The organism is Actinomadura violacea (genome assembly GCF_017573465.1).
Classification (GTDB): Bacteria; Actinomycetota; Actinomycetes; order Streptosporangiales; family Streptosporangiaceae; genus Spirillospora; species Spirillospora violacea.
This window is the reverse complement of the sequence record NZ_JAGEPF010000011.1, coordinates 187658-205881: the sequence shown is the minus strand read 5'-3', so window position 1 is coordinate 205881 and position 18224 is coordinate 187658. Positions and strand designations below refer to the sequence as shown.

Annotated in this window: 20 protein-coding genes; 10 read left to right on the top strand and 10 right to left on the bottom strand. The window is 73.3% G+C overall.

Annotated elements, in window-relative coordinates:
- Positions 1 to 2 precede the first annotated feature (2 nt).
- Together J4709_RS19150 and holA are read left to right on the top strand one after the other, a co-directional pair.
- Positions 3 to 926 (top strand): S-4TM family putative pore-forming effector, encoded by a 924-nt coding sequence (locus J4709_RS19150; protein ID WP_208242579.1) that lies wholly within the window; start codon positions 3 to 5, stop codon positions 924 to 926.
- 50 nt (positions 927 to 976) lie between these two features.
- Positions 977 to 1927 (top strand): DNA polymerase III subunit delta, encoded by a 951-nt coding sequence (gene holA / locus J4709_RS19145; RefSeq protein WP_307801361.1) that lies wholly within the window; start codon positions 977 to 979, stop codon positions 1925 to 1927.
- A gap of 140 nt (positions 1928 to 2067) precedes the next feature.
- On the opposite strand, the gene J4709_RS19140 is transcribed toward holA, so the two are convergent.
- Both J4709_RS19140 and J4709_RS19135 read right to left on the bottom strand, forming a co-directional pair.
- Entirely contained in the window at positions 2068 to 2487 is a 420-nt protein-coding gene (locus J4709_RS19140; RefSeq protein ID WP_208242577.1) for an SRPBCC family protein, read from the bottom strand.
- The gene (locus J4709_RS19135) at positions 2427 to 3353 is read right to left on the bottom strand and encodes a LysR family transcriptional regulator (protein ID WP_208242575.1); all 927 of its coding nucleotides are present in this window, start codon (positions 3351 to 3353) and stop codon (positions 2427 to 2429) included. The genes J4709_RS19140 and J4709_RS19135 overlap by 61 nt, the downstream gene beginning before the upstream one ends.
- Before the next feature lie 69 nt (positions 3354 to 3422).
- Between J4709_RS19135 and J4709_RS19130 the strand changes: the two genes are divergently transcribed.
- Positions 3423 to 3947, top strand: a complete 525-nt coding sequence (locus tag J4709_RS19130; RefSeq protein ID WP_208242573.1) for a hypothetical protein — start codon at positions 3423 to 3425, stop codon at positions 3945 to 3947.
- Here the strand turns inward: J4709_RS19130 and J4709_RS19125 are convergent.
- On the bottom strand, positions 3892 to 4425 hold the full coding sequence (locus J4709_RS19125) for an RNA 2'-phosphotransferase (protein ID WP_208242571.1): 534 nt from the start codon (positions 4423 to 4425) through the stop codon (positions 3892 to 3894). The genes J4709_RS19130 and J4709_RS19125 overlap by 56 nt on opposite strands.
- Positions 4426 to 4518: 93 nt before the next feature.
- Entirely contained in the window at positions 4519 to 4788 is a 270-nt protein-coding gene (gene rpsT, locus J4709_RS19120) for a 30S ribosomal protein S20 (protein WP_208242570.1), read from the bottom strand.
- A 269-nt stretch (positions 4789 to 5057) separates the two neighbouring features.
- Here rpsT and lepA point away from each other — a divergent pair, with 269 nt between their 5' ends.
- The gene (gene lepA / locus J4709_RS19115) at positions 5058 to 6905 is read left to right on the top strand and encodes a translation elongation factor 4 (RefSeq protein ID WP_208242569.1); all 1848 of its coding nucleotides are present in this window, start codon (positions 5058 to 5060) and stop codon (positions 6903 to 6905) included.
- Between the two features lie 33 nt (positions 6906 to 6938).
- Here lepA and J4709_RS19110 read toward each other — a convergent pair whose 3' ends face one another.
- The 3 genes from J4709_RS19110 to J4709_RS19100 form a co-directional block, all read right to left on the bottom strand.
- Entirely contained in the window at positions 6939 to 7535 is a 597-nt protein-coding gene (locus tag J4709_RS19110; protein WP_208242564.1) for a DUF4870 domain-containing protein, read from the bottom strand.
- A 127-nt stretch (positions 7536 to 7662) separates the two neighbouring features.
- Positions 7663 to 9084 (bottom strand): hypothetical protein, encoded by a 1422-nt coding sequence (locus J4709_RS19105; protein WP_208242562.1) that lies wholly within the window; start codon positions 9082 to 9084, stop codon positions 7663 to 7665.
- Between the two features lie 116 nt (positions 9085 to 9200).
- Positions 9201 to 10115 (bottom strand): hypothetical protein, encoded by a 915-nt coding sequence (locus J4709_RS19100; protein WP_208242560.1) that lies wholly within the window; start codon positions 10113 to 10115, stop codon positions 9201 to 9203.
- 205 nt (positions 10116 to 10320) lie between these two features.
- On the opposite strand from J4709_RS19100, the gene J4709_RS19095 reads away from it, so the two are divergent.
- Both J4709_RS19095 and hemW read left to right on the top strand, forming a co-directional pair.
- Positions 10321 to 10761 (top strand): antitoxin YezG family protein, encoded by a 441-nt coding sequence (locus J4709_RS19095; RefSeq protein WP_208242558.1) that lies wholly within the window; start codon positions 10321 to 10323, stop codon positions 10759 to 10761.
- Between the two features lie 30 nt (positions 10762 to 10791).
- Positions 10792 to 12000, top strand: a complete 1209-nt coding sequence (hemW, locus tag J4709_RS19090) for a radical SAM family heme chaperone HemW (protein WP_208242556.1) — start codon at positions 10792 to 10794, stop codon at positions 11998 to 12000.
- Positions 12001 to 12267: 267 nt separating this feature from the next.
- Here hemW and J4709_RS19085 read toward each other — a convergent pair whose 3' ends face one another.
- The gene (locus tag J4709_RS19085; protein WP_208242554.1) at positions 12268 to 13080 is read right to left on the bottom strand and encodes a DUF3097 domain-containing protein; all 813 of its coding nucleotides are present in this window, start codon (positions 13078 to 13080) and stop codon (positions 12268 to 12270) included.
- Positions 13081 to 13266: 186 nt separating this feature from the next.
- On the opposite strand from J4709_RS19085, the gene hrcA reads away from it, so the two are divergent.
- The 3 genes from hrcA to J4709_RS19070 all read left to right on the top strand — a co-directional run bounded on the left by hrcA (position 13267) and on the right by J4709_RS19070 (position 16244).
- The gene (gene hrcA, locus J4709_RS19080) at positions 13267 to 14277 is read left to right on the top strand and encodes a heat-inducible transcriptional repressor HrcA (RefSeq protein ID WP_173099717.1); all 1011 of its coding nucleotides are present in this window, start codon (positions 13267 to 13269) and stop codon (positions 14275 to 14277) included.
- Positions 14278 to 15417 (top strand): molecular chaperone DnaJ, encoded by a 1140-nt coding sequence (gene dnaJ, locus J4709_RS19075; RefSeq protein WP_208242552.1) that lies wholly within the window; start codon positions 14278 to 14280, stop codon positions 15415 to 15417.
- 95 nt (positions 15418 to 15512) lie between these two features.
- Positions 15513 to 16244, top strand: a complete 732-nt coding sequence (locus J4709_RS19070) for a 16S rRNA (uracil(1498)-N(3))-methyltransferase (protein ID WP_208242551.1) — start codon at positions 15513 to 15515, stop codon at positions 16242 to 16244.
- Positions 16245 to 16285: 41 nt separating this feature from the next.
- On the opposite strand, the gene J4709_RS19065 is transcribed toward J4709_RS19070, so the two are convergent.
- Both J4709_RS19065 and J4709_RS19060 read right to left on the bottom strand, forming a co-directional pair.
- The gene (locus J4709_RS19065; RefSeq protein ID WP_208242549.1) at positions 16286 to 16993 is read right to left on the bottom strand and encodes a hypothetical protein; all 708 of its coding nucleotides are present in this window, start codon (positions 16991 to 16993) and stop codon (positions 16286 to 16288) included.
- Positions 16990 to 17577, bottom strand: a complete 588-nt coding sequence (locus tag J4709_RS19060; RefSeq protein ID WP_208242774.1) for a SigE family RNA polymerase sigma factor — start codon at positions 17575 to 17577, stop codon at positions 16990 to 16992. Before J4709_RS19060 ends, J4709_RS19065 begins: the two co-directional genes overlap by 4 nt.
- A gap of 299 nt (positions 17578 to 17876) precedes the next feature.
- On the opposite strand from J4709_RS19060, the gene J4709_RS19055 reads away from it, so the two are divergent.
- Positions 17877 to 18221 (top strand): histidine triad nucleotide-binding protein, encoded by a 345-nt coding sequence (locus J4709_RS19055; protein ID WP_208242547.1) that lies wholly within the window; start codon positions 17877 to 17879, stop codon positions 18219 to 18221.
- The last annotated feature ends 3 nt before the right edge of the window (positions 18222 to 18224 follow it).

Sequence of the window (18224 nt, the reverse complement as noted above, 5' to 3'; positions counted from 1 at the left end):
CCATGGCCGCGCAGACGACCCATCCGGTCCCGCACGGCGCATCGCTGCGGATCGACCGGCGTCAGGACCGGAGCCGGCACCTGCGCCGGCTGCTCGCCTACAGCGACCTCTATCACCGCGCGCAGTGGCGGCGGCGGTACCGGGTGGCCGGGACGCTGCTCGTCGCGGCCGTCGCACCGGTCGCCGTGCTGGTCTTCCCGGCGGCGGGCGAGATGCTCGCCGTTGTGGGCGCGGCGTGGCTGATGGTGTCCCGGACGGCGCTCGCGTGGCTGGAGGAGCGCGCCGTGTACCGTGCCGCCGCGGTTCAGGAGCTGTACGAGACGGAGCTTTTCGAGCTGCCGTGGAACACCGCCCTCGCCGGGGCGCGGCCCGCGCCGGAGGAGGTCGCGTCCGCGGCGGCCCGCATCCGCCGCCCGGACAGGTACCGCGGCTGGTTCGGCATCGAGGTGCGCGACGTCCCGTGGCCCGGAGACGTCCTGCTGTGCCAGCGCCAGAGCATGGTCTGGAGCCTGCGCGACCATCGCGCCTACTCGGCCGCGCTCCTGGCTGCGGGCCTGGGCTGGTTCACGGTCGGGATGGCGCTCGCGCTCTACCGGGATCTGAGCCTGGCGGACTATCTCGTCAGGCTGTTCCTTCCGGTGTGCCCGGCGCTGCTCGACTGCGTCGAGCTGGCCGGGGCCCACCGGCGGCACGCGGGCCGGCGCGAGGAGGCGCTGCAGGAGATGCAGGACCTGTGGGACGCGCACCGGGGCGATCCGGCGGGCCTCGACCCCGGCGACTGCCGCCGGGTCCAGGACGTCGCCTACCTGCTGCGCCGGGACGGCCCGAAGATCCCCGGGATCTTCTACCGGCTGCGGCGGGGCGCGTCCGAACGCAGCACGGCGGAGGGCGCCGCGGCGCTCGTCGACGGCTTGGAGACCACGTGAGCGGGGGCGAGGTGGCGCGGGGAGGGGGGTCGGCGTGGCATGCTCGTGGGGTGTCCGAGGCCATCATCCTGATCGTGGGAGACGAAGAACTGCTCGTCGAGCGGGCGATCGGCGAGGTCGCCGCGTCGGTGCGGGCGCAGGACCCGGACGCCGAGGTGATCGACCTCGCGCCGGGCGGGCTCGAGCCCGGGCGGATCGCGGAGCTGACGTCGCCGTCGCTGTTCGGGGGCGGGAAGGTGCTCGTGATCCGGTCGGCGCAGGATCTCGGCAAGGACCTCGCCGCCGAGGTGCTCAAGTACGCCAAGACGCCGGCGGACGACGTGGTGTTGGTGGCCGTCCACCACGGCGGAGCCAAGGGCAAGGCGCTGGTGGACGGGCTGACGAAGCTGAAGGCGCGCAAGATCGCCTGCCCCAAGGTGACCAAGGTGGGGGAGCGGGTCGACTTCGTGCGGGCGGAGATCCGCCGGTCCGGCGGCAAGATCTCGCCGGACGCGGCGCGCGGGCTGCTGGAGGCGGTCGGCAACGACCTGCGCGAGCTGGCGGCCGCGTGCAGCCAGCTCGTCTCCGACACCGGAGGGAAGATCGACGACGCGGCCGTCGCCCGCTACTACCGCGGGCGCGCCGAGGTCAGCGGGTTCACCGTCGCGGACAAGGCGATCGAGGGGCACCTCGCCGAGGCGCTGGAGCAGTTGCGCTGGGCGCTCGCGACCGGCGTGGCGCCGGTATTGATCGTCAGTGCGCTCGCCCAGGGCGTGCGAGGGCTGGCCAAGGTCGGCGGTGCGCCGCGCGGAGCGCGTGGCGCCGCGCTGGCCAAGGACCTGGGGATGCCACCGTGGAAGATCGAGCGCGTGCAGAGGCAGCTGCGCGGCTGGTCGGGCGACGGGGTGGCGCGCGCGCTGACCGCGGTCGCGGAGGCCGACGCGCAGGTGAAGGGCGGCGCGGCCGACCCCGCGTACGCGCTGGAGAAGACCGTCGCCGACATCGTCGCCGCCCGCGGCTGACCGGGCGCTGTGAGCGGACCTGGAGCAGGCCGCCGCCGAGTGAGTTCCGCAAAGCTCTCGGCGGCGCTGAGGGCTTGTTCAGGGCCGCTGCGAGCGCGCGTTGCGGCGAGGGGCCGCTGCGGTGTTGCCGGTGTGCCGGGTCAGGAGGATTCGGCGATGGTCTTGAGGCCGGTGGCCTCCATGGTGACGTAGCGGCGGGTCCGGGAGCCGAGGAGGAGGGCGAGCACCGGGGCTAGCGGGCCGGTCTGGTCGAGGGTGAGGCGGACGGTGCTGCCGCCGGCCGCGCCGGGGCGGACCTCGTGGCCGCCGGTCGTCGTGACGCCTGGCGAGCGGGACTGCCAGGTGAAGTTCTCGTTCTCGGTGAACGCGGTGACGGTCCAGATCGCGGCGGGCATGCCGGGCTGGTGGACGCGGGCTCGCGCGCCGTCGCGGACGGGGCCGTCGAGCAGTTCGACGCGGTTGATCGAGGCGGTCATGTCGGGCCAGCGCTCGACGTCCTTCAGCAGGTTCCAGACGGTCTCGGGGGCGGCGTCGATGTCGACGGTGATCTCGAAGTGCACGGTGGGCTCCCGGTGTTCAGTGCGGCGCGGATCCTGGTCAGCAGGCCGGCGACGAGGGGGTCGGTGCCACGGCCCGGCAGGTGGACGGCGTAGTAGGGGACGGCGGGCAGGTCGGTGATCTCGCGGAGGACGACGCCCGGCGGCGGGACGACGCAGCCGTTCACGACGGCGAGTCCGGCGCGCAGGGACACGAAGTGCAGCAGCAGCGGCCAGCCCTCGGCCTCGACGGCGGCCGTCCAGGGGACCGCGGCGGCGCGGAGGGCGCGTTCGAGGGCGATGCGGTGCGGCCCGGCCGGCGGCGGGACGACGAGGGACGCGCCGGCGAGGTCGGCGAGGGTGAGGGACGTGCGGCCGGCGAGCGGGTGGTCGGCGGGGACGGCGAGGGCCTGCGGGTAGGCGGCCAGCGGGACGGCGGCGAGGTCGGCGGGCAGGACGTCCAGGACGGCGACGCCGAGGTCGGCGCGGCCGGTGCGGACGGCGGTGAGGGTGCGCGCGCGGTCCCCGTTGATGAGCCGGACGCCGTGCCGGACGGCGTCGCCGAGCAGGTAGAGGTAGGCGCCTTCGCCGGCGGCGAGGACGGGGAGGCGGGACGCGGTGGTGCCGTCGAGGTCGGCGAGGAAGGCGGTGACGCGGGCGTCGAAGTCGCGGGCGAGGCGGGCGACGGCCTCGCCGGCGGGGGTGAGCGCGATGCGGCGGCCGTGCCGGGTGTAGAGGGGGCGGCCGATGGTCTCGGCGAGTTTGCGGATCTTGACGTGCAGGGCCGGCTGGGAGATGTGCAGGTCCTCGGCGGCGCGGGTGAAGTTGAGGCGGTCGGCGAACGCGGCGAAGGAGGCGAGCGCGTCGGTCGACAGGCGGCTCAGCTCCATAACCGGAGACTATAGACCGCCGAGTCATCGATAGTTCTGTTCTAGCGGCCGAGAGATCAGGGTCGAGGCATGGAACCTCGTCTCGGCATCGATTTCGGTCGCGTCATCCAAGGTGTGTCGGCGCCGGGGGTGGCGGACACGGCCTTCCTCGGCGGGTCGTTCGCGGAGGCGATGGCGTCGCCCGCGGCGGACGGCGTGTACGAGGTGCTGCCGGTCCTGGTGGAGGCGTTCGGCGGACGCGCGTGGATCATCTCCAAGTGCGGCGACCGGGTCCGCGAGCGGACGCTGGCGTGGCTGGACCACCACGACTTCTACGGCAGGACGGGTCTGGCCAGGGGGAACGTGCGGTTCTGCCGGAAGCGGCCGGAGAAGGCGCTGCACTGCGCCGAGCTCGGCATCACCCACATGATCGACGACCGGCTGGACGTGCACCGGGCGATCCGCGCGGTCGTCCCGTACCGGTACCTGTTCGGGCCGCAGAAGGGCGACGCCCCGGACTGGGTGCGGCACGTCCCGTCGTGGGCGGACGCCGCGCTGATCAGCGAAGATATTCCGGCGGGACGGCGTCGGCCAGCCACACGCCGTTCGCGCTGACGCGGAACGCGTGCCCGTCGGCGGCCATCCGCCGGGCCTCGACGACGAGCACGACGGGACGGCCGCGGCGGGCGCCGACGCGCCGCGCGGTCGCGGTGTCGGGGGACAGGTGGACGGCGTGCCGGTCCATCCGCCGCAGGCCCTCGCGCCGGATCGCGGGCGCGGCGGCCTCGGTGGTGCCGTGGTACAGCAGGTCGGGCGGCTGGACGGCCGGGAGCCCGAGGTCGACGTCGATGCTGTGCCCCTGGACGGCCCGGATCCGGTCGCCGTCGAGGGCGTAGCGCCGCTTGTCGTTGACGGCGACGACGTGCTCGAGCTCGGCGCGGGTGAACGGGAAGCCGTGCCGGGCGGCGGCGTCGAGCAGGTCGGGGACGCTCGCCCAGCCGCCGGCGTCGAGGGTGAGGCCGATGCGCTCGGGGCGGTGCCGCAGGTGCTTGGCGAGGTACTTGGAGATCTTCACCGTGCGCCGCGCGTCCATGGCGTCCCCCCGCCCTGAGGAAGTCCGGGCATGCGTCAGGGCCGGTCGCGATGGACCGGCCCCGGGCGTGCGCGTCTGCTTCGAGCGCCGTGCTTACTTGGCCTGCAGGGCGGCGGCCTGCTTGGCGATCGCCGACTTGCGGTTGGCGGCCTGGTTCTTGTGGATGACGCCCTTGCTGACGGCCTTGTCCAGCTTGCGGGCGGCGGTGCGCTGCGCGGTGGTGGCCCCGTCGAGGTCACCGGCCTCGGCGGCCTCGCGGAACTTGCGGATCGCGGTCTTCAGCTCCGACTTGACGGCCTTGTTGCGCAGCCGCGCCTTCTCGTTCTGCTTGTTCCGCTTGATCTGGGACTTGATGTTAGCCACGTCGTAGTGCCTCAGCCTTGGTTGCGATCGTGGCCTGCCGACTCGGCAGGCGCGAACAGGATGTCTGACGGGGGCGGACGGTGCCCCGGGGCACGACGCTACGCCACACGCAGTCGCACAGCCTACCAACCGCGTCGGCGCACCGCGAACCGGCCGATCGGGGACGGGCGCCGGACGCCGCGGAGGCCCTGCACGGAGCATCGCGTCCGGCATGGGACTATGGAACGTACAGATCCATTGTCCACCTGTGAGTTTGCGAACGGACCCCGGTGCCAGCGCCTGAGCCTGACAAGACCGATCCCGCGATCATCCGCAACTTCTGCATCATCGCGCACATCGACCACGGCAAGTCGACGCTCGCGGACCGGATGCTGCAGTTGACCGGTGTCGTCGAGGAGCGCCAGATGCGCGCCCAGTACCTCGACCGGATGGACATCGAGCGCGAGCGCGGCATCACGATCAAGAGCCAGGCGGTCCGGCTGCCCTGGAGCGCGGGCGGCACCGACTACGTGCTCAACCTGATCGACACCCCCGGCCACGTCGACTTCTCCTACGAGGTGTCGCGGTCGCTGGCGGCGTGCGAGGGCGCGGTGCTGCTGGTGGACGCGGCGCAGGGCATCGAGGCGCAGACGCTCGCGAACCTGTACCTGGCGCTCGAGGCGGACCTGCACCTGATCCCGGTGCTGAACAAGATCGACCTGCCCGCGGCGCAGCCGGAGAAGTACGCCGAGGAGCTGGCCGGGATCATCGGCTGCGACCCGTCCGAGGTGCTGCGGGTGTCCGGCAAGACCGGCGAGGGCGTGCGCGAGCTGCTCGACAAGATCGTCGCGGACGTGCCGGGGCCGGTCGGCGACCCGGACGGCCCGGCCCGCGCGCTGATCTTCGACTCGGTGTACGACACCTACCGCGGCGTGGTCACCTACGTCCGGATCATGGACGGGCACCTGTCGCGCCGCGAGAAGAGCCTGATGATGTCGACCGGGGCGGCGCACGACACCCTCGAGGTCGGCGTGATCTCCCCGGAGCCGAAGCCCGTCCAGGGGCTCGGCGTCGGCGAGGTCGGCTACCTGATCACCGGGGTGAAGGACGTCCGGCAGGCGCGGGTCGGCGACACGGTGACCGTCGCGGGCCGGCCGGCGCCGGACGCGCTCGGCGGCTACCAGGACCCGAAGCCGATGGTGTTCTCGGGCCTGTACCCGGTGGACGGCGACGAGTACCCCGAGCTGCGCGACGCCCTGGACAAGCTGCGGCTGAACGACGCGGCGCTGATCTACGAGCCGGAGACGTCGGCGGCGCTCGGGTTCGGGTTCCGCTGCGGGTTCCTCGGCCTGCTGCACATGGAGATCGTCCGCGAGCGGCTGGAGCGCGAGTTCGGCCTGTCGCTGATCTCGACGGCGCCGAACGTGGTGTACCGGGTGGTCATGGAGGACGGGTCGGAGCACACCGTCACCAACCCCAGCGAGTTCCCCGAGGGCAAGATCGGCGCGGTGTACGAGCCGGTGGTGAAGGCGACGCTGCTGTCGCCGTCGGACCACATCGGCGCGATCATGGAGCTGTGCCAGGGGCGGCGCGGGGTGCTGCTCGGCATGGACTACCTGTCGGAGGACCGGGTCGAGATCCGCTACACGCTGCCCCTCGCCGAGATCATCTTCGACTTCTTCGACCAGCTGAAGTCGCGGACCCGCGGGTACGCGTCGCTGGACTACGAGCCGAGCGGCGAGCAGGAGTCCGACCTGGTGAAGGTCGACATCCTGCTGCAGGGCGAGTCGGTGGACGCGTTCAGCCAGATCGTGCACCGCGAGAAGTCCCGCGAGTACGGGCTGATGATGACCGCGAAGCTCAAGGAGCTGATCCCGCGGCAGCAGTACGAGGTGCCCATCCAGGCCGCGATCGGCGCGCGCATCATCGCGCGCGAGAACATCCGCGCCATCCGCAAGGACGTCCTCGCCAAGTGCTACGGCGGCGACATCTCCCGCAAGCGCAAGCTGCTGGAGAAGCAGAAGGAGGGCAAGAAGCGGATGAAGACGATCGGGCGGGTGGACGTCCCGCAGGAGGCGTTCGTCGCCGCGCTGTCCACCGGTGGCGGGGACTCCTCCGCCGACAAGGGCCGCAAGTAGCCGCCGGGGCCCCGGGCGCGGCCCGGGGTCCGGCTACTTGACGATCGGCCAGGCGACCACGACGGGGACCCGGCGGAACTCGCCGCGGTTGGCGGCCCGCGCGGCGTACACCAGGAAGAACAGCACGGCCGCGGTGAACAGCAGCGGCACCCAGATCAGTACCTCGGCGGCGAGCGAGAGCAGGCCGCCGACGATCCACACGGCGAGCGCCGCGATGCCCATGTTCAGCCCCTGCGCGGCGTGCCGGCGGACGAACGGCGTGCGCGCCTTGCCGAGGTAGACGACGGCGGGCGCGATCGCGCCGACGAGGAACTGGCCGAGGTAGGCCATCAGCGACCAGGTCCTGTCGTCGTCGCTGACGGGACCGAAATGGCCGGGCATCGGCGTGGTGCCGCGCCCCTGGGGCGGCTGCTGCCAGCCCTGGCTCTGGTCGGGCTGCTGCCAGGCGTTGTTCCCGGGCTGCGGGGGCTGCTGCCACGCCCCGCCCTCGGGCTGCGGAGGCTGCTGCGGCTGCTGCCAGGCCGAACCGGGCTGCTGCCACGGGCTCTGCTGGGGCGGCTGCTGCTGCCAGGCCTGGTTCTGGCCGGGTTGCTGTCCCTGGCCGGGCGACGGGGGAGGCCCGTAGGCCATGGCGGGTGTCCTCTCCGGTTCGCTGAGCGAGCTTTGGCGAAGTGTACGACTCTTACGACGCACCCGGAGTTCGTCCGGTTTCCCGCCTTTCCCGCCCCCGTCGCCCGTGCGGGGTCCTCGGGGGCGGTCAGGGCCGCCAGAGGACGGCCGACGGGGCCTGCGGCGTCAGCGCGGCCGAGCCCTTCCAGGCCAGGAACGAGGGCTGCGGCAGGTACGAGGCGTCCAGGAAGAAGCCCCGGTTCACCGAGGTCACGGTGGCGGGCGCGCCGTCGTCCCCGATCCCGGTGGGGCGCCGGAGCGCCTCGACGCTCGCGATGTCGGACGCCTTCGTGCCCGCGGGCAGTTCGACCGTCGTCGCGACGGGCCCGTCCCGGTCGATCGACCAGGTCGGCTGGTCGTGGTCGGAGCGGTAGAGCCGCGACGGGTCGGACTTCAGCCGCACGCCGAGCGCCACGCCCGGCACCGACCCGGTCCCGGTGGCGGCGCCGGTGGTCTTGGCGAACTCGACGTACAGGTAGGTGCGCTGGTCGCCGACCGCCGTCGTCGCCGGATCCGACGGGTTCTCGATCTTGCCTTCGCGGAGCATCTCCTGCGCCATGACCCGGTACGTCCAGGGCTGCTGGTCCATCACGTACTCGCGGGTGCGGTCGGCGGGACGCGTCGCGGTGACGTCCGGCATGAAGCGCAGCGGCGAGTCCGGGGTGACGACGTCGCACATGTTGTTGTTCGAGGTGCACGTCTGCAGGACCGGATGGTCGGCCTCGTACTTGCCGGTGAACTTCAGGGTCGCGTGCGCGGGCGCCTGGTACTCGCCGGTGCCCTCGACTCGGTTCCCCTTCGCGTCGACCTCCACCCGGTAGATCCACTCGATGTCGGTGGTGCGGCCCCAGCGGGCCATGAGCGCGGGCGTGTCCGTCCCGCCGTCCTCATTGCTCCATACGACCGAGTATTCGATGATCTCGTGGCCGGGCGTGGCCGCGGGCCTGGTCTCGTGCCAGGCGATCAGCGGGGTGTCGGTCGTGGCGTTCTGGTACGGGTCGCCCAGCGGCCAGCCGGTCCGCCCGACCACGACGGGCGCGTAGCGCAGGACGCGCTGGTCGGCGGCGGGCATCCGGACGCCGGTGCGCGCGAGCCGGACCCGGCTCGCCGCCGGAGCGCTGCCCTTGGCGAACCGCAGGGTGACCTTGTGCCGGCCGCGGGCGACGTGGCCGAGGGCGAGGCTGCGGGGCGTCGGGTCGGACGAGGGGACGACGAGGTCGGTGACGTGCCGGCCGTCCACCGCGATCGACACCACGGCGGACTCGGCGCCCTTGCGGGCCCACGACACCCCCGGCGCGGACGCGGTGAAGCCGATGAGGGCCTCCCCGGCGCGGCCGGCGGTGAAGGAGAACGAGCGGGCGGGCCCGCCGCGGTGGACATTGATCGCCCGTGCGGAGGAGACGGCGGGGGAGACGGCGGGGGAGGCTTCGGCGGGGGCGGCGGCGAGGGCGAGGGGAGCGACGGCGGCGGCGGACAGGGCGAGGGCTGTGTGACGCGCACGGCTTCTCATGATCGGGAAACCTAGGGCGGGCTGATTGCGCGCCGGTGACGGGCCGGTCCCCGGTGGGCGTCGGGATCGTTACGGCGAACCCGATCACCCGGGACGCGCCGCACGGCCCGGGAACGTCAGGCGTTCGTCCAGAGCCGGGCGAACGAGGCCGGGAGCAGCATCGACACGGCCTCGAAGCGCTCCGCGGCACCGGTGGACCGCCTGCTGCGCGGCCCCCCGGTCCGGCTTTCGGGCTCGAACAGCGACAGGCCGAGCCCGGGCAGCCGCACGGACCGCCCGCGCCGCACGACCTCGTGCCCCAGTTCCTCCAGCAGCGCCGCCACGTCCGCGGCCGGCTCGTCCAGCAGGTCGATCCCGTCGAGCCGGAACCGCATCTCGGGGTTGCCGCTCCAGCCGGGCCGCCGCGTCCCGCAGATCTCCGCGACCCGCTCCGCGCCCGTCCCGGACCGCTCCGTCGACAGCGACAGCACCCCGCGCCCCACCTGCACGCTGCGGTGATCGGCCCACCCGCACAGGAACTGCGCCCGTGGCGGGGGTGTCCCGCACCGCTCCGCGACCGCCGAGAGCGTCGCCCACGCGTCCGACGCCGGCGTGCTGAACAGCAGGTGCGCGTCCGGGAGCAGCGCCCCGCGGCCCGGCTCCAGCGTGATCACGAACGGCGCGACGCGGCCCGGGAACCGTGCCGGGTCGGCCTCGCGGAGCGTGACCAGGCCCTCCCACTCGACCGGGTCGTCCACCGCGAACCAGGTGATCGCCGCCTCCGCGCCGAGGTCGCGGAAGGTCGCGTCGGTGAGCCGCTCGGCGATCGCCGAGCGCAGGTCCTCGGCGGTCTCGGCGAGCCGGCGCCGCCACCACGGCGGCTCGGGGTCGGACCGCCCGCCGGTCTGCCAGCGGGTGCCGGGGCCGTCGAACGCGGTGCTGCGCTCCGCGCCCTTGTCGTCCACGACGACGTAGTGCCACCCGCCGGGACCGCCGCGCAGCAGCACCCGCGCGGGCACGCGCCCCCAGTCCACCGGCCCCTCGTTCCGCATTCGGACGACCCTATCCGCCCAAGAGGGGCGGCACGCCGCATTGCGGCCCGTGCCGCCCGCCGCCCGCCCGGCTCGACCAAGATCGTCCCGCCTGGGCGCCGAACCCGGCCGGCGGTTTCGCCGCGACACGGCCGGCGCTGCTCGATCCGGGCCCGGATGTCGGTACGGTCGGGGGCAGTGCGTCGACGGTACCGGAGGTTCGAGCGTGACCCACTCCGAGCAGGTGCTGCGTTCCCCGGAGGAGCGCGAGACCGTCAACGGCGCCGTGCGCGCGCTGCGCTCGGCCGCGCCCGCGGGCTGGGAGCGGCTCGGCTTCGAGTTCCGCGCCACCGTCGGCATCGACAGCGCGTCCTTCGAGGTCGAGGACGCCGACGGCGAGCGCCGCAAGGCCACGCCGCCCGGCCAGGCCGTCGGGAAGATGGACGAGCTGCGCCGCGTGATGTACCGGCGCGGCAAGGGCGCGTGGTTCACCGCCCGGCTGGAGGTCGAGCGCTCCGGCCGGTTCAGCGCCGAGTTCGACTACGACGGCGAACCCGAGTTCACGCCGCCGCTCACGCCGTCCGCCTACGCGCTGGACCTCGACCGCTTCCCCCGCACCGACGCGCACATCCCCGGCTGGCTCCGCCGCAAGCTCGACGAGGTCTGACCATAGGGACGCGCGCGGCAGACTGTAGAGGTGCCCTCTACGCTGCCTGACGGTGATCCCGTACCCGCCGACGGCGCGCTGCCCCGCAGCGCCCTGCACGGCCTGGGCACGCGGCCGTTCGCGTTCTACGTGCACGTGCCGTTCTGCGTGACGCGCTGCGGGTACTGCGACTTCAACACCTACACCGCCACCGAACTCGGCCCGGGCGCAAGCCGTGACTCCTATGCGGACACCGCCATCGCCGAGATCCGCATGGCCCGCAAGGTGCTCGGTGATGCGGACCTTCCCGTCCAGACGGTCTTCGTGGGCGGCGGTACACCGACCCTCCTCGCGCCCGACGACCTGGGGCGCGTCCTCGCGGCGATCGATGCCGAATTCGGCCTCGCCCCAGGCGCCGAGGTCACCACCGAGGCCAACCCCGAATCGGTGGACGAGGCCTATGTGGCGAAGCTCCGCGAGGTCGGTTTCACACGCGTCTCCTACGGCATGCAAAGCGCGCGCGAGCACGTCCTCGCCGTCCTGGAGCGGACCCATACGCCCGGCCGCGTCCCCCAGGTCGTCGAGTGGACGCGCAAGGCGGGCTTCGAGCACATCAACCTCGACCTCATCTACGGGACGCCGGGGGAGACCGACGACGACTGGCGCGCCTCCCTGGAGGCCGCCCTCGAATGCGAGCCCGACCATGTCTCCGCGTACGCGCTCATAGTCGAAGAGGGCACCCGCCTAGCAGCGCAGGTGCGGCGCGGTGAACTAGCCGCCCCCGACGACGACGCGATGGCCGACCGCTATCTGATCGCCGACGAACTCCTCAGCGCGCACGGCCTGCACTGGTACGAGATCTCCAACTGGGCCTCGACCCCGGAGGCCGCCTGCCGCCACAACCTCCTGTACTGGACGGGCGCGGACTGGTGGGGCGTCGGCCCCGGCGCCCACAGCCACGTCGGCGGAACCCGCTGGTGGAATGTCAAGCACCCGGCCGCCTACGCCGCCCGCCTAGCCGAGGGCACCACTCCCGCGTACGCGCGCGAGGTCCTCGACGCCGATGACCGCCGCATCGAGCGGATCATGCTCGAACTCCGCCTCGCGGACGGCTGCCCCGCCGGCCTGCTCGACGACGCCGCCGTCCGCCGCGCCATCGCCGAGGGCCTCATCGATCCGGGCCCCCACGCCCGCGGCCGCGCCGTCCTCACCCGCCGCGGCCGCCTCCTGGCCGACGCCGTAACCCGAGACCTAACCTGACCCCCGGCCACCGCCCCAGCAGCCCGAACCCCACCCCCAGCGGTCCGAACCCCAGCCCTCGGCGGTCCGAACCCCAGCCCCGGCGGTTCGAACCCCAGCCCCGGCGGTTCGAACCTCAGCCGCGGGTCACGGGCAGGCACGCGGAGCGAGTGCAGCGAGCGCAGCGGGCCTGCCCGCCGACGGACGAGGCGTTTCCCGCGGAGCGCTAGCGGAGCGGGAAACGCCTCGTCCGTCGCAACGGGGGTTCCAGGGGGTCGCCCCCCTGGGCTAACACGTCACGAAGTCGATCAGTTCTTCCACTCGGCCGAGGAGTGCGGGCTCCAGGTCGGTGTAGGTGGAGACGGAGCGGAGGATGCGCTTCCAGGCCGCGCCCGTCTCGCAGTCCCAGCCGAGCGCGTCGACGACGCCTTCTTTCCACGGGATGCCGCGGGGCACGCGGGGCCAGGCGTCGATGCCGACGGCGGCGGGCTTGACGGCTTCCCAGATGTCGATGAAGGGGTGGCCGGTCACGAGGACGTGCGGGGACGACACCTGGGCGGCGATCCGGCTCTCTTTGGAGCCTTCGACGAGGTGGTCGACGAGGACGCCGAGGCGGCGGCCCTCCTCGGGGGCGAACTCCTCGACGATCGCGGGCAGGTCGTCGACGCCTTCGAGGTACTCGACGACGACGCCCTCGACGCGCAGGTCGTGTCCCCAGATCTTCTCGACGAGCTCGGCGTCGTGGAGGCCCTCGACGTAGATCCGGCTCTCCTTGGCGACCTGGGCGCGCAGCCCCTGGACGGCGATGGAGCCGGACGCCGACCGGGCCGGGGCGGCGGGCGCGGCGGACGGCCGGACGAGCGTGACCGGTTTCCCGTCGATCAGGAAGCCGGACTTGGTCAGCGGGAACACGCGCCGCTTGCCGAACCGGTCCTCCAGCGTCACGCCGAACTTGTCGCAGCCGACGACGGCGCCGCAGAAGCCGCTGTCGGGGTCTTCGGCGACCAGGCCGGGTTCGGCCGGGACCTCGGGGATCTGCCCCTTGCGGGGCCTGCGCCAGTCGCCGGCGAGGACGTCGTCTCCGTAGTTCTTGCTCCGCACGGTTCCGCACACTAACGGCCGGGATAAGATCACGCAGCCGCGCGGGGCCGGGCGCACGGCCGCGGCCCCCGGAACGTCCCCGCCGGGCCGTACACTTGGCACTCGGAACGAAGGAGTGCCAGCAACGCCCCGTCGGCGGTATATGTGGACGTGGGGCCCGTGGAAGGTGCAGAAGGAGGTGACCGGGTGCTGGACGACCGGAAGCTCGCGGTGCTGCGCGCCATAGTCGAGGACTTCGTCAACACCAACGAGCCTGTGGGCTCCAAGGCCCTCGTGGACCGGCACAACCTCGGCGTGTCCTCGGCCACCATCCGCAACGACATGGCGGTGCTGGAGGAGCAGGGCTACATCGCCCAGCCGCACACCAGCGCCGGGCGCATCCCCACCGACAAGGGCTACCGGCTGTTCGTCGACCGGCTGTCCACGATCAAGCCGCTGTCGGTCGCCGAGCGCCGCGCGATCGAGACGTTCCTGTCCGGCGCCTACGACCTCGACGACATCGTCGGCCGCACCGTCCGGCTGCTGGCGCAGCTGACCCGGCAGGTCGCGGTCGTGCAGTACCCGTCGCTGACCCGCTCGTCGGTGCGGCACGTGGAGCTGGTCCCGGTCGCCGAGGGCCGGCTGCTGCTGGTGCTGATCACCAACACCGGGCGGGTGGAGCAGCGCGTCATCGAGACGGGGAAGATCTCCGAGGAATCCGTCGGGCACCTGCGGGCGTTGCTCAATACGTGCCTGGACGGGCTGGGCTTCGGCGACGTGCCGTCCGCCGTGGCGGACCTGCCGGACAAGGTGGGCCCGGACGAGCGGCCGGTGGCCGCCGCGGTCCTGTCGGTCCTGCTGGAGACCCTCGTCGAGAAGCACGAGGAGAAGATCGTCTTCGCCGGCGCCGCGAACCTGGCCGCCGTCGACTTCTCGCAGAGCCTGCGGGAGGTGCTGGTGGCGCTGGAGGAACAGGTCGTCCTCATGCGGCTGCTCGGCGAGACCGGCGACTCCTCTAGTCTTACGGTGCGGATCGGCACCGAGAACCCCGATGAGGGGCTCCGTTCGACCTCGGTCGTCGCAGCCGACTACGGCGTCGGCGACCTCACGCTGGCCCGGCTGGGAGTGCTCGGGCCGACACGCATGGATTACCCCGGCACGATGGGAGCGGTACGGGCAGTGGCACGCTACGTGGGACAGATCCTGGCGGGGTCGTAAGTGGCCAACGACTACTACGCGACCCTCGGCGTCCGCCGGGACGCCAGCGCCGACGAGGTCAAGAAGGCGTACCGGCGGCTCGCCCGCGAGCTGCACCCGGACGTCAACCCCGACCCGGAGACGCAGGAGAAGTTCAAGGAGATCACCCAGGCCTACGAGGTGCTCTCCGACCCCAAGAAGCGCGAGATGTACGACCTGGGCGCGGATCCGTTCGCGCCGGGCGGCGGGGCGGGCGCGGGGGCCGGCGGCTTCGGCGGCGCCGGGTTCCCGTTCAGCGACATCATGGACGCCTTCTTCGGCACCGCGACCTCCCGGGGCCCGCGCTCGCGCGCGCGCCGCGGCCGCAACGCGACGCTGCGGGTCGAGCTGGACCTGGCGGAGACCGCGTTCGGCACCACCCGCGAGCTGTCCATCGACACCGCGGTGGCCTGCACCACCTGCGAGGGGTCGGGCTGCGCGCCCGGCACCCACCCGGAGACCTGCGAGACCTGCCACGGCCGCGGCGAGGTGCAGCAGGTGCAGCGGTCCTTCCTCGGCCAGGTCATGACGGCCCGGCCGTGCCCCGCGTGCGGCGGGTTCGGCTCGGTGATCCGGCACCCGTGCACCGAGTGCTCGGGCGACGGCCGGGTCCGCACCCGGCGCACCGTCAAGGTCAAGATCCCGGCGGGCGTGGAGAACGGCATCCACATCCAGCTGGCCGGCGAGGGCGAGGTCGGCCCCGGCGGCGGCCCGCCCGGCGACCTGTTCCTGGAGATCGCCGAGAAGCCGCACCCGATCTTCGAGCGGGAGGGCGACGACCTGCACTGCACGGTCGAGATCCCGATGACCGCCGCCGCGCTCGGCACCAACGTCACGATCGAGACGCTGGACGCCGCCGAGGAGGTCGACATCAAGCCGGGCACCCAGTCCGGCCAGGTCATCACGCTCTACAACCGGGGCGTGCGGCACCTCAACGAGTCCGGCCGCGGCGACCTGATGATCCACGTGAACGTGGAGACGCCGAACCGGCTCGACGAGGAGCAGGAGGAGCTGCTGCGCCGGCTCGCCGCGCTGCGCGGCGAGGAGCGCCCGCCCGGCAAGTTCGCGCCGGGCCAGCGCGGCATGTTCTCCCGCCTCCGGGACGTTTTCAACCAGCACTGAAGAGCCACTGCGGAGGCCTACCGCGAGGGCCGCGACGGCACGCCGCCCGCCGGCGGCCGCGCGGACGGCCGTGCGGGCGGCCCGGGGGGAGTGGGATGAGTCCGCCGGTGTTCCTCGCCGAGCCCGGCCGGCTGCGCGCCGACCGGGTCGTCCTGGACGGCGCCGAGGGCCGGCACGCCGCGACGGTGCGGCGGCTGCGGCCCGGTGAGCGCGTCGACCTGACCGACGGCGCGGGGCTGCTCGCCGAGTGCGTCGTCGCCGCGGCCGACAAGGCGTCGCTGACCCTGGACGTGCTGTCGCGGCGGACGGATCCGGAGCCCGCGCCGCGGCTCGTGGTCGTCCAGGCGCTGCCGAAGGGCGACCGCGGCGAGCTGGCCGTGGAGACGATGACCGAGGCCGGCGTCGACGAGATCGTCCCGTGGGCGGCGGCCCGGTGCGTGACGCAGTGGCGCCCGGAGCGCCGCGAGAAGGCCCTCGGGCGGTGGCGCAACACCGCGCGCGAGGCGGCGAAGCAGGCGCGCCGCAGCAGGCTGCCGGACGTGCCGGACCTGGCGTCCACCGGCGATGTCGCCGCCCGGATCGCCGCCGCGTCGCTCGCGCTCGTCCTGCACGAGGACGCCGAGGAGCCGCTCAGCACCATCGCCGCGCCCGCGGACGGGGAGATCGTGCTGGTGGTCGGGCCCGAAGGCGGGATCGCCGACGAGGAGCTGGAGCGCTTCGCGGCCGCGGGCGGGCGGCCCGCCCGGCTCGGCCCGACGGTGCTGCGGACCTCGACGGCCGGGGTGGCCGCCGCGGCCGTGCTGCTGGCCGCCACCGGCCGCTGGTGACCGGCCCCGGGCGGCCCTGAGGCCTCCCGGGGCGCGGGCGGCTAGGGCGCGGAGGCGCCGGTGCCCTGCTCCGTCGTCGTGGCGGGAGCGCTGGTGGCGGGCGGCGTCGGTTGCTCGGTCGGCTGCGTGGGCGTCGACGGCGGCGGCGTCGACGGGGTCGGCGTCGGCGTCGGGCTCGCGGTGGGGGTGCCGCTCGGGCATGGCGACGCGGACGCCTTCGCGCCGTGCTTCTTCGCCGTGTCGGACGGCTTGGGCGCCTTCGCGTCACCGACCCCCGGGGTCGTGCAGGGCGTGGGGCTGGACGAGGGCGACGGCGACGCCGACGCCGACGGGGACTCCGACCCGGCCGAGCCGGACTGCGACGCCTTGGGGGAGCCGGGCAGGATCGGGTGGCCCTGCGCGTCGACGTGGTCGCCGGTGTGGTCGTCGTGCCCGCCGCCGGACGGGCCGTTGTTGCCGACCGACTGCTGGATCAGGTCGATCGTCTGCGGCGCGGTCACGCCGAGGCCGGCGATCGCCACCGCGGCGGCCACCGCGAGCGCGGGTCGCGCCCAGTTCAGGGTGAACCGGTCCAGCCCGTACCAGGCCGTCCCGAACCGTTCCAGGCCGAACCAGCGCCGGCGGCGCGGGTCGGCGATCCGGGCCCGGATGAGGTCCAGGCCGTCGTCGGCGGGTGAGACCGAGTCCGCCTCCGCGTGCAGGGCGCGGCGGAGGATCTCGCCGTGCTCGTCGTGGGGGTCGGTGGTCATGAGAATTGCTCCAGGACGTTGCGTAGCGCGGTCATGCCGCGCGCCGTATGGCTCTTCACGGCGCCTCGGGAGATCCCCATCGCGTTGGCGATCTCCGCTTCGGACAGATCGGCGTAGTAGCGCAGGACGAGCGCCTCCCGCTGGCGTGCGGGGAGCCGGGAGAGCGCGTCGATCACCGCCGAGCGTTCCAGTTCGCCGATCGCCCCGGCCTCCGCGCTCGGCGCGTCCGGTAGCCCCTTCGGGGCGTACTTCTCCACGACGGCGCGGTGCCGCAGCACCGATCGCGACCGGTTCACCACGGACTGGCGCAGGTACGACAGGGCCTTGTCGGGGTCGCGCAGGCGCCGCCATCCGCCGTGCATCGCCACGAACGCGTCCTGGACGACCTCCTCGGCCGTCCCGGAGTCGCGCACGAGCATGGCGGCGAGACGCACGAGCGAGCGGTAGTTGGCGCTGTAGAGCGCGGTCACCGCCTGATCGGCGTCCCAGGCGACGGCCACGGCCCCCGCCGTTCCCCTGGCCACGAGGGTCTCGGTCACGTCAGTGGGACGCGCACCCTCGGCGTTGGGTTTACGAAAGGGCATGTTCTTGAGGACCTCGGTCACCTATCCGCCGCCTTCACCGTCCCCCGGCCGCCTTTCGGACGGGCCTTGCGGACCGGCATCGAATCGGGTGTCCCCCACCGCGCGAGCACGCGGCAACGCCCTCGGACCGGGGGGTACGCCCTGAGTTGACAACCTTAACCAGTGGCCGGTCGGAATGCGGCTCGACAACCGGAGATCGACGCCGGAAACCTTAGCGATCTTGGGGCGTCGCGGGCCATCCCCGGACCGGTCTCGATAGGATCTCGGAACGCGGCCCCGGCCGCGGTGAGGGGAGACAGATGACCGACTGCCTGTTCTGCAAGATCATTTCGGGGGACGTGCCCGCCAAGGTCGTCCGGGACTCCGCGCGCGTGCTGGCGTTCCGCGACATCAACCCGCAGGCGCCCACGCACGTGCTGGTCATCCCCAAGGACCACCACCCGACCGCCGCCGAGCTGGCCGCCGCCGACCCGCCGCTGCTGGCCGAGGTGCTGGGCGAGGCGCACCGGGTCGCGGTGGACGAGGGCATCGACGGCACCGGCTACCGGATCGTCTTCAACACCGGCGCGCAGGCCGGCCAGACCGTGTTCCACGTGCACGCGCACGTGCTCGGCGGCCGTGGCCTGAACTGGCCGCCCGGCTGACCC

What these genes read in the sequence shown, in the direction of transcription:
- J4709_RS19055 (WP_208242547.1), top strand. Translation starts at nt 17,877, where the DNA reads ATGACCGACTGCCTGTTCTGCAAGATCATTTCGGGGGACGTGCCCGCC.
- J4709_RS19100 (WP_208242560.1), bottom strand. Translation starts at nt 10,115, where the DNA reads ATGCGGAACGAGGGGCCGGTGGACTGGGGGCGCGTGCCCGCGCGGGTG.
- J4709_RS19105 (WP_208242562.1), bottom strand. Translation starts at nt 9,084, where the DNA reads ATGAGAAGCCGTGCGCGTCACACAGCCCTCGCCCTGTCCGCCGCCGCC.
- J4709_RS19065 (WP_208242549.1), bottom strand. Translation starts at nt 16,993, where the DNA reads ATGACCACCGACCCCCACGACGAGCACGGCGAGATCCTCCGCCGCGCC.
- J4709_RS19110 (WP_208242564.1), bottom strand. Translation starts at nt 7,535, where the DNA reads ATGGCCTACGGGCCTCCCCCGTCGCCCGGCCAGGGACAGCAACCCGGC.
- J4709_RS19135 (WP_208242575.1), bottom strand. Translation starts at nt 3,353, where the DNA reads ATGGAGCTGAGCCGCCTGTCGACCGACGCGCTCGCCTCCTTCGCCGCG.
- J4709_RS19070 (WP_208242551.1), top strand. Translation starts at nt 15,513, where the DNA reads ATGAGTCCGCCGGTGTTCCTCGCCGAGCCCGGCCGGCTGCGCGCCGAC.
- J4709_RS19060 (WP_208242774.1), bottom strand. Translation starts at nt 17,577, where the DNA reads ATGCCCTTTCGTAAACCCAACGCCGAGGGTGCGCGTCCCACTGACGTG.
- J4709_RS19130 (WP_208242573.1), top strand. Translation starts at nt 3,423, where the DNA reads ATGGAACCTCGTCTCGGCATCGATTTCGGTCGCGTCATCCAAGGTGTG.
- J4709_RS19150 (WP_208242579.1), top strand. Translation starts at nt 3, where the DNA reads ATGGCCGCGCAGACGACCCATCCGGTCCCGCACGGCGCATCGCTGCGG.
- J4709_RS19125 (WP_208242571.1), bottom strand. Translation starts at nt 4,425, where the DNA reads ATGGACGCGCGGCGCACGGTGAAGATCTCCAAGTACCTCGCCAAGCAC.